Raw genomic sequence first — 13,041 nt, forward strand, 5'->3', positions numbered from 1 at the left:
GCACCGCACCCGCCGAGCAGCGCGCCGGCGAGCACGGCGGCCGCCAGCGCCGCGGCGCGGCGGGACGCTCGGCGCAGGGGGAGGCGCATGGGCTGCAACCTAGTCGCTGGGCCTCGGGCAGCGCCGCACGTCCTCGGCTCTGAGACGGGGCCGCGCCGACGCCCGTCCGGATCGTTCCGTTCGGGTGAATCGTCGCGCGGCATGATCATCCGGCGGCTGGGGCGCCCTAGGCTCCCCAGGACCCCCGTGCGGCTCCCCCGCCGCAGCCCCGGCCGCTCCCCCGCGCGGCCGCCCACCCGACAGGACCCCCATGCGCCTCTCCACGCCCGTCGCCGCGCTCGCCGGCGCCGCCGCCCTCTGCCTCGCCGTCGCGGGCGCGGCCTCCGCCGCCCCCTTCGCCGGACCGGTGAGCCTCGTCGGCTCGCTCGACCTGCCCGACCAGCGCAGCGGCCCGAAGGTCTTCGCCGTCGACGGGATCGTGGTGGGCGCCGGCCCCGAGCTCACCGGCGCCGACGAGGTCGAGAACCCGAGCGGGTGGTGCGGGGACCTCCTGGTGGACATCGACCCCGACGCCCAGACGATCACGGTGAGCGCGGACCAGGCGGTCTGCGACTTCTACACGGTCGACCTCGACGTGCTCACCACGGAGATCGCGACCGTCACGGTGGTGTCCGACGCGCTCGGCGACGACCGCGACCCTGCGACGACGACGGACACGGTGCTGGACGCCGTCGTCGACGGCACCGGCGTGCACCTGAGCTGGACGCGCGCGGCCGGGGTCGGCGCGTTCTACACGGCCGGGAGCACGGTCCTCTCGTACACGCTCGTCCCCGCACCGGTGGTCACGCCGCCGGTCGTGACGCCCGTCGTCACGGCTCCCGTCGTCGCGGCCCCCGTCGTCGCGGCTCCGGTGGCGCCCGCAGCCCCGGCGCGCGTCGTCGTGGCAGCACCGACCTTCGCCGGCTGACCGCGCGGAGTCACCCCTCCTGGTCGTCGAAGGCCGTCACCAGCGGTGGGGGCCTTCGGCGTGCCGGTCCCGGACCGGCGGCCGGCTCAGAGCGCGGGCATCCGGGCCGCGATGTCGCCGCGGTGGTGGGAGCCCTCGAGCGCGATGCGCTCGACGCCCGCGTACGCCGCGGCGCGCGCCGCCTCGATGTCCGCGCCGCGCCCGACGACGGACAGCACGCGGCCGCCCGACGAGACGAGGACGTCGTCGACCGACGCGGTGCCCGCGTGCAGCACGTGCACCCCCGGCACCGCGGCGGCCTCGTCGACGCCGGTGATCGGGTCGCCCGAGCGCACGCCGGCGGGGTACCCGTGCGCCGCGACGACGACGGTCACCGCCGCGTCCGGGTGCCAGCGCAGGCGGGGACGCTCCTCGAGCCGGCCGGTGGCCGCCGCGAGCAGCTCCTCCGCGAGCGGGCTAGCGAGCCGCGCGAGGACCACCTGGGTCTCGGGGTCGCCGAACCGCGCGTTGAACTCGACGACGCGCACGCCGCGCCCGGTGAGCGCGAGGCCGCAGTAGAGGACGCCGACGAAGGGCGTGCCCCGGCGGCGCATCTCGTCGACCGTCGGCTGCGCGACGCGCGCGACCACCTCGTCGACGAGCCCGGACGGCGCCCAGGGCAGGGGCGAGTAGGCGCCCATGCCGCCGGTGTTCGGGCCCTGGTCGTCGTCGAGCGCACGTTTGAAGTCCTGGGCGGGGGCGAGCGGGACGACGGTGGCGCCGTCGCTCAGGCAGAAGAGCGAGACCTCGGGCCCGTCGAGGAACTCCTCGACCACGACCTGCGAGCCCTGGCGCAGGCACGCCTCGCCGTGAGCGACGGCCTCGTCCCGGTCGGAGGTCACGACGACGCCCTTGCCGGCGGCCAGCCCGTCGTCCTTGACGACGTAGGGCGCACCGAAGGCGTCCAGGGCATCGGCGAGCTCGTCGGGCGTCGTGCAGACGTGCGCCATGGCGGTCGGCACGCCCGCGGCCGCCATGACGTCCTTGGCGAAGGCCTTGGAGCCCTCGAGCACCGCCGCCTCGGCGCTCGGACCGAAGCACGGGATCCCGGCCGCGCGCACGGCGTCCGCGGCGCCGGCGACGAGCGGGCCCTCGGGGCCGACGACGACGAGGTCCACCTCGAGCCGCGCCGCGAGGTCGCCGACCGCGACCGGGTCCATCGGGTCGAGCGCGTGCAGGCGCGCGAGCGCCGCGATGCCCGGGTTGCCCGGTGCGGCATGCAGCTCGTGACCCGTGGGCTCACCAGCCGGCCCTCCGGCGAGGGCCAGGACGATGGCGTGCTCGCGCGCGCCTGAACCGATGACGAGGATCCTCACGGGCGGTCAGCCTAGGGGAGCCGCCCGGGCCGCGACCGAGGCGTCCGTCCGACCGGTGTCAGGACAGCAGGTCGTGCCGGACGATCGTCGCCTCGCGGCCCGGCCCGACGCCGATCCCCGAGATCCGCGTGCCCGACATCTCCTCGAGCGCGAGGACGTACCGCTGCGCGTTGACCGGCAGGTCCTCGAACGTGCGGCACTCGGAGATGTCCTCCCACCACCCGTCGAGCTCCTCGTACACGGGGACCGCGTGGTGGAAGTCGCTCTGGTCCACCGGCATCTCGTCGTGGCGGACGCCGTCGACGTCGTACGCGACGCAGACCGGGACCTTCTCGAGGCCCGTGAGCACGTCGAGCTTGGTCAGCACGAGGTCGGTCAGCCCGTTGACGCGGCCCGCGTACCGCGCGATCACGGCGTCGTACCAGCCGCAGCGGCGCGGACGGCCCGTCGTCGTGCCGTACTCGCCGCCCGTCTTGCGCAGGTGCTCGCCCATGTCGTCGAGGAGCTCGGTCGGGAAGGGGCCCTCGCCGACGCGCGTCGTGTACGCCTTGATGACGCCGACGACGCGGTCGATGCGGGTCGGGCCGACGCCCGACCCGGTGCACGCGCCGCCCGCCGTCGCCGACGACGACGTCACGAACGGGTAGGTGCCGTGGTCGACGTCGAGCATGGTGGCCTGGCCGGCCTCGAAGAGGACCGTCTTGCCCTCGTCGAGCGCACGGTTGAGCACGAGCGCGGTGTCGGTGACCATCGGGCGCAGGCGCTCGGCGAACGTGAGGAGCTCGGCGACCGTCTCCTCGACCGTGATCGCGCGGCGGTTGTAGACCTTCACGAGCAGGTGGTTCTTCTGGTCGAGGGCGCCCTCGACCTTCTGCGCCAGGATGTGCTCGTCGAACAGGTCCTGGACCCGGATGCCCACGCGGCTGATCTTGTCCGCGTACGTCGGGCCGATGCCGCGGCCCGTCGTGCCGATGCGGCGCTTGCCGAGGAAGCGCTCCGTCACCTTGTCGATGGTCCGGTTGTACGGCGCGATGATGTGCGCGCTCGCCGAGACCAGGAGGCGCGAGGTGTCGACGCCGCGGGCCTCGAGCGCGTCGATCTCCTGGAACAGCACCTCGAGGTCGATGACGACGCCGTTGCCGATGACGGGCGTGACGCCGGGCGACAGGATGCCCGAGGGCAGCAGGTGCAGCGCGTACTTCTCGCCGTCGATGACGACGGTGTGGCCTGCGTTGTTGCCGCCGTTGAACTTCACGACGTGGTCGACGCGCGAGCCGAGCTGGTCGGTGGCCTTGCCCTTGCCCTCGTCGCCCCACTGGGCACCGAGCACGACGACGGCTGGCATGAGGCGGTCCTTCTCTCGACGGCGGTGAGGCGGCGCGCCACCTCACCGGCCACGCGCCCCCACGAGGCTACCGGAGCGGCTCAGGCGGTCGGTGCCGCGCGCAGGGCGGCGACCTCCGCGGCCGACGTGCCGCAGTCGGCGAGGAACGCCGTGCACCGCTCGGCCTCCGCCCGCTCGCCGATCGCCCCTGCGGCCTCGGCGAGCGCGAGCAGCGCGCGCAGGAAGCCCTGGTTCGGCTCGTGCGCGGCCGGCACGGGCCCGGTCCCGCGCCAGCCGGCCCGCCGCAGCCCGTCGAGGCCGCGGTGGTACCCCGTCCGTGCGTACGCGTAGGCCGCGACGTCGTCGACGCCCAGCGCCTCCTCCGCGAGCAGCGCCCAGACGAGGCTCGACGCCGGGTGGTCGCGGGCGACCTCGCGCGGACCGGCCCCGGCGAGCGCGCTGCGCGCCGCGGTGTCCGGGTGGTCGGCGGGCAGGAGCGTCGGGGCCGGGCCGCCGAGCAGGTTCTCGTGGGACATGCCGTCCATCCTGCCAGGGTGCAGCCGCTGACCTGGGCGGATACAGTCGACGTCGGTCCGCCCCCGACCATCGGAGCCTTCCCCATGATCGAGATCGCCATGTCACCGGCGACGACGACCCTCACCATCTCGGGGGACCTCGACCTCGCCGAGCGGGACCAGTTCCCCGAGATCACGGCGCGCGTCACGGGTCTGCGCCGTCAGCTGCTGGTCATCGACATGTGCCGCGTCACCTTCATGGACTCGACGGGAGCGGCCTTCCTCATCTCGCTCGCGGACTCCGGGCGCAAGCGCGGCGGCGCGACCGTGCTGCGCGGCTGCGACGAGCGCGAGCTCTTCGTCCTCGAGGTGTGCGGCGCGCTGCCGATGTTCCGCCTCGACACCGAGCACGTGTGCCCGCCCGTCGGGAGCGCGCGCGTCTGACGCAGGTCCGTCGAGGCCGACCTAGGCGTCGGTCCGCACCGAGGGCTGCTCCGACGTCTCGGCGCCCGCGTCGGTCGGGCCGGCCGTCGGGCGCGGCTCACCGAACGGCGACGGCCGCACGCGCGCCCAGACGAGCTTGCCCGCCCCGGACGGCCGCCAGCCCCAGTCGGCGAGGCGCTCGACGATCTGCATCCCGTAGCCGCCGACGCGCCCGTGGTGCCCGTCGGTCGCCACGGGCGGCGCGGGGTTGGAGTCCTCGACCTCGATCCGCAGCCCCTCGCCCGTGTCGAAGAGCCGCAGCACGACGTGCCCCCAGCCGTGCAGCACCGCGTTGGCCACGAGCTCCGACACGACGAGCTCGGCGCTCTTGACGCCCGGCAGCCCCCAGGCGGCGCACGTCCGGGCCACCGCGTGCCGTGCGCGCGCGATCGACGCGGCCTCGCTCGGCATCGACCAGCGGCGCCGTCGCGGCGCCGTCTCGCTGCCGCCCACCGGTCCGCCCGGGACGGCGCCTGCCGGCTCGGGCACGCGCACGACGACCACCGCGACGTCGTCCTCCGGGCCGTCGGCGAGGCGTGCGAGGAGCTCCTCCCCCACGCCGGCCGCGTCGGTCGCGCCGACCCGCGACGTCGCCTCGACGAGCGCGGCCAGCCCGTCGCGCAGCGTGCGGTCGCGCCGCTCGATCAGCCCGTCCGTGTAGAGCACGACGACGTCGCCCGGGCGCAGCTCGACCTCGCCGGTCGCGCGCGCCGTGACGCCGAAGCCCACCATCGCGCCCGCGGCGTCCGCGAGCTGCACGACCTCCCCGTCGCGCGCCAGCAGCGGCGGCAGGTGGCCGGCGCGCGAGTAGCGCATCGTCCAACGCCCTTCCTCGCCCGCGCCGTCGTCGTCGGGCGCCCTGCGCTCGAGCGTCGCGAGGACGAGCGACGCGGACCGCGCGATGCGCATGCCGGCCACGAGCTGGTCCACGCGGTCCAGGACCGAGCCCGGCGTGCCTGCGTCGAAGGCGTACGAGCGCACGACCGACCGCAGCTGACCCATGGCGGCCGCCGCCTCGACGTCGTGCCCCACGACGTCGCCGATGACCAGCGCGACCTGCTCGGAGGAGAGCTGCAGGACGTCGTACCAGTCGCCGCCCACCTGGGCGTGCCCGGAGCTCGGGGCGTAGTACGTCCAGACGTCGAGACCCTTGACCTCGGCCTGCTCGGGCAGCATCGCCCGCTGGAGCGTCTCCGCGAGCCGGTGCTCGCGCGCGTACAGCCGGACGTTGTCGATCGCCATGCCCACGCGCCGGACCACGAGGTGCAGCACGGTGAGGTCGTTCTCGTCGAGCGTCGCGAGACCTCCGCCGCCGTGCGGCACCGTGACGAGCAGGCCCTGGCTGCGCCGGCGCCCCGGCACCGTGTGCACGACGACGCCGCGCGGTGCGTCGGGCCGCCCCCCGAGGGCGACCCGCAGGTGCGCGACCAGCCAGGTCGTCGTCGGGCCCGAGGGCTCGACGTCGAGCCGCAGGTCGATGGGGCCCGCGTCCGTGCCGTCCAGGAGGGCCTGCACCGGGTCGGCCGGCGGCAGGCCGTCGACCGTGTCGACCGGCCGGTGACGGTGCGTCGTCCCGCTCTCGCGGAACGTCGGGTCGATCCCGTTGGCGGGGCGCAGGTCGGCGTCGGCGACGAAGAACGACGCCCACTCCACCACCTGGGCGCGCAGGAGCGAGGCGATCTCGCGGAGCACGTACGGGTCGTCGAGGTCGTTGAGGAGGTCGGAGACCTGCGAGACGAGCGCGAGCCCGCTGCGGGCCCGGCGCTCGACCTCGATCGACCGTCGCTGCGTCTCGGCCTCACGCACCTGGCGCGTGACGTCCACCTGGACGCCGACCCAGTGCGTCACGGCGCCCGCGTCGTCCAGGACCGGCGAGATCGAGACCTGGTTCCAGAACGGCGTGCCGTCCCGCCGGTAGTTCAGCACCGTCACGGTCGACGCGCGGCCGGCGGCGACGGCGTCCGCCATCCGACCCGCCTGCTCGAGGTCCGTGCCCGGGCCGTGCAGGAGGTTGGGGTTGCGCCCGAGGACCTCCTCGACCGCGTAGCCGGTGGTGCGCGTGAAGGCGTCGTTGACCCACACGATGGGCGTGTCGGGTGCGGTGGCGTCGGTGATGACGAAGGACACGTCGGTGTCGCGCAGAGCGCGGTCCCGGACGTCGGCGAGGAGGTCGTTCGGCGGCGCTGGGGGCCTCCGGTTGACCATCACCGCCTCCGATCGTCTAGCGTTCGCACAGACGCTCCGCGGCCGGACGCCCCGAACCCGGGGCGTGGGTGCGGGCTGCTGCTGGAGGGAGCGACGTGCGAGACGGTAACAGCCGGACGCCGGACGGGCCTGCCGAGCCCGACGACGCGCAGACCGCCGCGAACCGGGCGGGCGAGGACGACGCCGACACGACGGGCGAGATCCCCACCGACGGCCGGGGCGAGCCCGCATCCGTGCACGTCATCGTCCAGGACGACCGCACGCGCATCGTCCTGTCGGGCGAGGTCGATGCCGACCTCGCGGCGGATCTCGCCGAGGCGACCTCCGACGCCGAGGCGACGGGCCTGCCGATCGACATCGACGCCCAGCACGTGACGTTCATGGACTCCTCGGGCATCGCGTTCCTCGCACGGATCGCGACCCGCTCGAACCAGAAGGTGCGCATCCTGCGCGCCCCCGAGACGGTGCGCTTCCTGCTCCAGGTCACCCGCATCGGCGAGCTGCTCGAGCTCGTGGACGACCCCGACGAGGCCCAGGCCGAGGATCCGGCGCACGGGCTGCCGACCATCGGCCCCGGCGGGCGCTCGCCCCAGGCGGTCGCGCCGGGCCCCGACGACGTCGCCTGACGTCCCACGCCCGCGCAGCGCGCGCCCAGCACCGACGACGAAGGCCGCCGCCCCCTCGGGGACGGCGGCCTTCGTGGACCGGGTGAGGGTCAGCGGATCTTCTGGCCCGCCGACCGCAGCTGCTGGCACGCCTCGACGATGCGCTGGGCCATGCCCGCCTCGGCGAGCTTGCCCCAGGCGCGCGGGTCGTAGGCCTTCTTGTTGCCCACCTCGCCGTCGATCTTCAGGACGCCGTCGTAGTTCGTGAACATGTGCCCGACGACGGGACGCGTGAAGGCGTACTGGGTGTCCGTGTCGATGTTCATCTTGATGACGCCGTTGTCGACCGCCTCCGCGATCTCGGCAGCCGTCGAGCCCGAGCCGCCGTGGAACACGAGGTCGAACGGGTTCTCCTTGCCGATGGCGTCGCCGACGGCCTTCTGGATCTCCGCGAGGATCGACGGGCGCAGCTTGACCGCTCCCGGCTTGTAGACGCCGTGCACGTTGCCGAACGTCAGGGCCGTGAGGTAGCGGCCCTTCTCGCCGGCGCCGAGGGCGCGGACCGTCGCGAGGCCGTCCTCGGCCGTCGTGTAGAGCTTGTCGTTGATCGCGGCCTCGTGGCCGTCCTCCTCGCCGCCGACGACGCCGACCTCGATCTCGAGGATCGTCCGGGCGGCGGCCGAGAGCTCGAGCAGCTCCTCGGCGATCACCAGGTTCTCGTCGAGCGGGATGTCCGAGCCGTCGAACATGTGCGACTGGAACGTCGGCAGCTGCCCGTTCTTGACCTGCTCGGCCTCGAGGGCGAGGAGCGGACGCACCCAGGAGTCCAGGTTCTTCTTGGTGCAGTGGTCCGTGTGGATCGCGACCGTGACGCCGTAGCCCTTGGCGACCTCGGTCGCGTACGCGGCGAGGGCGAGCGAGCCGGCGACCCGGTCCTTGACCGTCGAGCCGGACGCGTACTCCGCGCCGCCGACGGACACCTGGATGATGCCGTCGGACTCCGCCTCGGCGAAGCCCTGGAGGGCCGCCGTGACCGTCTGGGACGACGTGATGTTGACGGCCGGGTAGGCGAACTTGCCCGCCTTGGCGCGGTCGATCATCTCGGCGTAGACCTCGGGGGTGGCGATGGCCATGGAATCTCCTGCTGGTCAGTGGGGTTGTCGGGCCCATCGTGTCACGTGGGCGACGGCCCGCGTCGGGACGTCCGCCGGGACCTGACCGCGAGCGCAGGGGCGTCGTGCCGGCGCGGTCAGCGGACCGGCACGACGTCGACCGTCGAGGCCTGGCCGTGGCGCTCCCGGTCGTACACGACGCAGGCGTCGCTCCCGCGGCGCTTCGCGTCGTACATCGCCGCGTCGGCCGCGGCGACGATCGCGTCGGGGGTGTCCAGGCCGTCCGGGCCCACCGCCACGCCGATGCTGCTGGCCGCGGTGTACCGGTGCCCCCCGAGCTCGTGCGGCGCGCGCAGCGCCTCGCTGATGCGGTGCGCCACGGTCAGGGCGGCGTCGGCCGTGGCGACGTCGTCGAGCAGGACGACGAACTCGTCCCCGCCCACGCGGGCCGCGAGGTCGCCGGCCCTCAGCTGGCTCGTGATCCGTCGGGCCACGTCGACCAGCAGCTGGTCGCCGGCGCGGTGACCCAGGGTGTCGTTCACCGTCTTGAAGTCGTCGAGGTCGAGGAAGAGGACCGCGCACCGCGTCCGAGGACCGTCCCCGACGTCGAGCCGGTGGGCCAGCCGGTCCCAGAAGGCGGTGCGGTTGGCGAGCCCGGTCAGGTCGTCGTGGAGCGCGCGGCGACGCAGCTCCTGCGTGGCGACCGCGAGCTCGGCGGTGCGGTCGGCGACGCGCTGCTCGATCTCGTCGTAGGAGGCCGCGAGCTCCTCGCCGAGGGCGTTCACGCCGGCGGCGACGGCGTCGACGATGTCGCTGGCCGCGGTGACCGTGGCGCGGGCGCCGAACCGGAGAGCAGCGAGCTCCTGGATGACGGCGACGACCTCCTCGAGCCGTCGCGTCAGGTCCGGGACGGCGTCCGGCTCGTGCGGCGCCGGGGTCGTCGTCACACCAGGTGGCCCTGGAGCCAGGCGACGGCGGACGCCTCGTCCTCGAACAGCGCCGTCGGGCTCTTGGGCCGGCTCACGTTGATGAAGAAGGTCGCCATCATCCGGCTGAGCGGGTTGCCGACGACCAGGGCGACGGCGGACACGACCTCGTGGCGCCGGATGAACTCCATCCGGGCGGCGCGGTCCTGCGGGCCCGCGTCCGTCGTGTGCACGAGGAGGGGGGCCGGCCGGCCTCCGGTGAGCTCGGTCATCGCCTCGATCGTCGCGATCGCGTCCTGAAGACCCGAGGGGACGTGCGGCGCCCAGACGAGCTCCACCAGGCCGTCGGGCCGGAGCCAGATGCGGAACTTCTCGCCCACGACCTCGGTCGACTCGGTGCTCATGTCATCCGTCCCTCGTCCGGCCGCCCGGCTGACGCGGGGTCCCGTGCGTGTCGCCGCCGCACGAGGGGTGCCCCTCTCGTGCTCTCCAGGGCACATCGACCGGCGCGGCGCCGTCGTGAGCGATCCGGTCCGTCCGGGTCACCCCGCCGGGGCACACGGCGGACGGCGGCTCGGCCGTGGCGGGTCGGTGGCGGGTCAGGCGTGCAGCGTGATCCACGTGTGCATCGCGATCGCGGCTGCGGCGCCCGCGTTGATGGACCGGGTGGAGCCGAACTGGCGGATGTGCAGCACGTCGGCGCACGCCGCGCCGGCGGCCGCGGACAGGCCCTCGCCCTCCTGGCCGAAGAGCAGCACGCACGCGCGCGGCAGGGGGTAGCCCTCGAGCGCGACGGACCCCGGGAGGTTGTCCACCCCGAGCACGGGCAGCCCCTCCTCCGCCGCCCAGGCCAGCAGGTGCGCGACGTCGGGGTGGTGGTGGACGTGCAGGTAGCGGTCCGTGACCATCGCACCGCGCCGGTTCCAGCGCCGCCGGCCGACGACGTGCACCCCGGCCGCGTTGAACGCGTTGGCCGTGCGGACCACGGAGCCGATGTTGAGGTCGTGCGCCCAGTTCTCGATCGCGACGTGGAACGGGTGCCGGCGCGTGTCGAGGTCCGCGACGATCGCCTCGACCGTCCAGTACCGGTAGCGGTCGACGACGTTGCGGCGGTCGCCGTGGGCCAGGAGCTCCGGGTCGTGGCGCCGCACGCCGTCGACGTCGAGCGGCGGCCAGGCGTCCGGGCCGCCGGGCCACGGCCCGACGCCGACCTCGCTCTCGCGCGCGTGCGGCTCGGCGTCGGCGGTCACGCGCGCGTCCGGTCGGCGCGCCAGGCCTGGACCGCGCGCAGCCGGGAGGACGTGTGCAGCACCGAGCCGCGGTACAGGCGCGCGCCGAGGGCCACGAACAGCAGCGCGGTCGCGAGCACGACGGCGGCCGCGAGCCACGGCTCCCACGGCTGGGCGTTGCCGAGGACCACGCGCGCCGGCATGAGCAGCGGCGCGGTGAACGGGATGTAGGACAGGGCGCGCTGCGTCGGCCCGGGGTCGATCGCGAAGATCGCGGCGAAGAACGGGACGACGACGAGCACCTGCATGAACACCGTCGTCGACTGCAGGTCCTCGACGCGCGAGGCCAGGGCGCCCGCGCCGGCCCACAGGCACGCGAGCATGACGAACCCGAGCAGGAAGAACACGACGAACCAGCCCGACGCGCGCAGCACCTGGCCGAGCAGCTCGCCCTCGCCCGCGAGGCTCGCGCCGATCAGCCCGGCGCCCACGACGACGACGATCTGGCCGACGGCCATCACGGTGTTGCCGAGCACCTTGCCGGCGAGCAGCCAGCGCACCGGCAGGGCGGCGACCAGCAGCTCGACGACGCGCGACTGCTTCTCCTCGACGACGCTCTGCGCGATCGACATGCCGAAGGTCAGCACCGACAGGTAGAAGAGGAAGGCGAACGCGAGGACGAGGAGCTCGGGCGGCACCGAGCCCTCGGGCCGCTCGTCGAGCAGGCGCAGGGCGGGCGGCTCGGGGCTCGTCAGCGACGCGACCTCCTGCGCCGTGAGCCCGGCCTCCTCGGCGGCCTGCTCGACCTGCACCTGGCTCGCGGCCGCACGGACGAGCACGTCGACCTCGTAGGGCACCGACTCTCCCCCGAGCACCTGCAGCGAGCCGACGTCGTCGCCGGTCACCGCGGCCGCCACGTCACCGTCCCGCACGAGGCGCTCGAGGTCGGCGCCCGGCTCGACGTCGACGACCGACAGGTCCGCGGCCGGCAGCCCTCCCGCGCCGAGGAGCGCGAGAGCGGGCGGCACCTCGTTCTCCGGGTCCTGGGCCTCGTGGCCGAGCTGCGCGGCCAGGGCGACGACGTCGGCCGCGGCGTCGCCCTGCACGGCGACGCGGTGCTCGGGCGTCTGCTGGCTGAGCAGCACCGGGATCACGGTCGCGGCCGTGACCAGCAGGAGCATGAACACCGTCGAGCCGATGAACGCCTTGTCCCGCAGCTTGACGAAGATCTCGCGTCCCGCGACGACCCGCACGGCCGTCCACGGGCTCAGGGGGTCGGCGACGTCGCGGCTCACCGGACCACCTCCCGGAAGATCTCGGCGAGCGTCGGGACGACGGGTGCGAACTCCCGCACGCGCCCGTGCCGCTGCGCCTCGGCGAGGAGCGCCTGGTCGTCGGCGCCCTCGGCCAGCTCGACGACGACGGCGCGGCCGTCCTGCCGGTGCAGGCTCACGCCGGGGACCTGCTCGAGGAACGACGCGACGCCCGTGGGCGCTCCCTCGGGCTCCGACGGCAGGACGCCGGCGTCGTCCGTGCCCGGCTCGACGACCACGCGCATGCGGCGCCCGGCCCGCTCGGCGCGCACCTGGTCCGCGGGGCCGGACGCGACCACGCGTCCCCGGTGGATGATCACGATGTCGTCGCACACGCGCTCGACCAGCTCGAGCTGGTGCGACGAGAACAGGACCGGCACGCCCGCGTCGGCGCGCGCCCTGAGATGGGCCGCCATCGCGTCGACCGCGAGGGGGTCGAGGCCCGAGAACGGCTCGTCCAGGACGAGCAGCACCGGGTCGTGCACCAGGGCCGCCGCGACCTGCACGCGCTGCTGGTTGCCGAGCGAGAGCGTCTGCAGCAGGTCGCGCGCCCGGTCGGCGAGGCCGAGCTGCTCGAGCAGCTCGGCCGTGCGCCGCCGGGCCGTCGGCGCGTCCAGGCCGTGCACGCGCCCGAGGTAGACCAGCTGGTCGACGAGCGTCATCTTCGGGTAGAGCCCACGCTCCTCCGGCATGTAGCCGAACCGTCGCCGCACGTCGAGGGTCAGCTCGCGGCCGCCCAGCTCGACGCGGCCCGAGTCCGCCGCGAGCACGCCGAGGACGATCCGCATCGTCGTCGTCTTGCCCGCGCCGTTCGCCCCGACGAACCCCGTCATCCGCCCGGGACGCACCGTGAAGCCGACGTCGACCAGCGCCGGCCGACCGCCGAAGCTGCGGTTGACGTCGATGAGCGTGAGCTCGCCCTGCACGCTGGTCCTCCTGTGCTCGCGGCCGCGCGGCCAGCACCGAACCTACCCAGCCCTGTCACGACGGGCGCGCGGTCGCGGACG

At 74.6% G+C, this 13,041-nt stretch carries 13 protein-coding genes; 3 read left to right on the forward strand and 10 right to left on the reverse strand.

The window, feature by feature from the left end:
* The first annotated feature begins 310 nt into the window (after positions 1–310).
* Complete coding sequence (locus ICW40_RS08190) at positions 311–967, forward strand: hypothetical protein (protein WP_221653342.1); 657 nt, start codon at positions 311–313, stop codon at positions 965–967.
* Positions 968–1,053: 86 nt separating this feature from the next.
* Here ICW40_RS08190 and purD read toward each other — a convergent pair whose 3' ends face one another.
* From purD to ICW40_RS08205, 3 genes are all read right to left on the reverse strand, one after another.
* On the reverse strand, positions 1,054–2,322 hold the full coding sequence (gene purD, locus ICW40_RS08195; protein ID WP_221653343.1) for a phosphoribosylamine--glycine ligase: 1,269 nt from the start codon (positions 2,320–2,322) through the stop codon (positions 1,054–1,056).
* A gap of 58 nt (positions 2,323–2,380) precedes the next feature.
* On the reverse strand, positions 2,381–3,667 hold the full coding sequence (locus tag ICW40_RS08200; protein ID WP_221653344.1) for an adenylosuccinate synthase: 1,287 nt from the start codon (positions 3,665–3,667) through the stop codon (positions 2,381–2,383).
* Positions 3,668–3,747: 80 nt separating this feature from the next.
* Positions 3,748–4,182 carry a DUF3151 domain-containing protein gene (locus ICW40_RS08205; RefSeq protein WP_221653375.1) on the reverse strand — a complete coding sequence of 145 codons (435 nt, stop codon included), beginning with the start codon at positions 4,180–4,182 and terminating at the stop codon, positions 3,748–3,750.
* 84 nt (positions 4,183–4,266) lie between these two features.
* Here ICW40_RS08205 and ICW40_RS08210 point away from each other — a divergent pair, with 84 nt between their 5' ends.
* Positions 4,267–4,605 carry an STAS domain-containing protein gene (locus ICW40_RS08210; protein ID WP_221653345.1) on the forward strand — a complete coding sequence of 113 codons (339 nt, stop codon included), beginning with the start codon at positions 4,267–4,269 and terminating at the stop codon, positions 4,603–4,605.
* Between the two features lie 21 nt (positions 4,606–4,626).
* On the opposite strand, the gene ICW40_RS08215 is transcribed toward ICW40_RS08210, so the two are convergent.
* Complete coding sequence (locus tag ICW40_RS08215) at positions 4,627–6,849, reverse strand: ATP-binding SpoIIE family protein phosphatase (RefSeq protein WP_221653346.1); 2,223 nt, start codon at positions 6,847–6,849, stop codon at positions 4,627–4,629.
* Positions 6,850–6,944: 95 nt separating this feature from the next.
* Between ICW40_RS08215 and ICW40_RS08220 the strand changes: the two genes are divergently transcribed.
* Complete coding sequence (locus ICW40_RS08220) at positions 6,945–7,475, forward strand: STAS domain-containing protein (protein WP_221653347.1); 531 nt, start codon at positions 6,945–6,947, stop codon at positions 7,473–7,475.
* An 89-nt stretch (positions 7,476–7,564) separates the two neighbouring features.
* On the opposite strand, the gene fbaA is transcribed toward ICW40_RS08220, so the two are convergent.
* The 6 genes from fbaA to ICW40_RS08250 form a co-directional block, all read right to left on the reverse strand.
* Positions 7,565–8,587: a class II fructose-bisphosphate aldolase gene (fbaA, locus tag ICW40_RS08225; RefSeq protein ID WP_221653348.1), complete on the reverse strand. Its 1,023-nt coding sequence runs from the start codon at positions 8,585–8,587 to the stop codon at positions 7,565–7,567.
* A 116-nt stretch (positions 8,588–8,703) separates the two neighbouring features.
* Positions 8,704–9,513 (reverse strand): GGDEF domain-containing protein, encoded by an 810-nt coding sequence (locus ICW40_RS08230; RefSeq protein ID WP_221653349.1) that lies wholly within the window; start codon positions 9,511–9,513, stop codon positions 8,704–8,706.
* Entirely contained in the window at positions 9,510–9,896 is a 387-nt protein-coding gene (locus ICW40_RS08235; protein WP_221653350.1) for a DUF7793 family protein, read from the reverse strand. The genes ICW40_RS08230 and ICW40_RS08235 overlap by 4 nt, the downstream gene beginning before the upstream one ends.
* 195 nt (positions 9,897–10,091) lie before the next feature.
* Positions 10,092–10,742, reverse strand: a complete 651-nt coding sequence (locus tag ICW40_RS08240) for a TrmH family RNA methyltransferase (RefSeq protein ID WP_221653351.1) — start codon at positions 10,740–10,742, stop codon at positions 10,092–10,094.
* The gene (locus ICW40_RS08245; RefSeq protein WP_221653352.1) at positions 10,739–12,016 is read right to left on the reverse strand and encodes an ABC transporter permease; all 1,278 of its coding nucleotides are present in this window, start codon (positions 12,014–12,016) and stop codon (positions 10,739–10,741) included. Before ICW40_RS08245 ends, ICW40_RS08240 begins: the two co-directional genes overlap by 4 nt.
* On the reverse strand, positions 12,013–12,960 hold the full coding sequence (locus ICW40_RS08250) for an ABC transporter ATP-binding protein (protein WP_308121705.1): 948 nt from the start codon (positions 12,958–12,960) through the stop codon (positions 12,013–12,015). The genes ICW40_RS08245 and ICW40_RS08250 overlap by 4 nt, the downstream gene beginning before the upstream one ends.
* Positions 12,961–13,041: the final 81 nt, after the last annotated feature.

The organism is Actinotalea ferrariae, from assembly GCF_019733465.1.
GTDB lineage: Bacteria > Actinomycetota > Actinomycetes > Actinomycetales > Cellulomonadaceae > Actinotalea > Actinotalea ferrariae_A.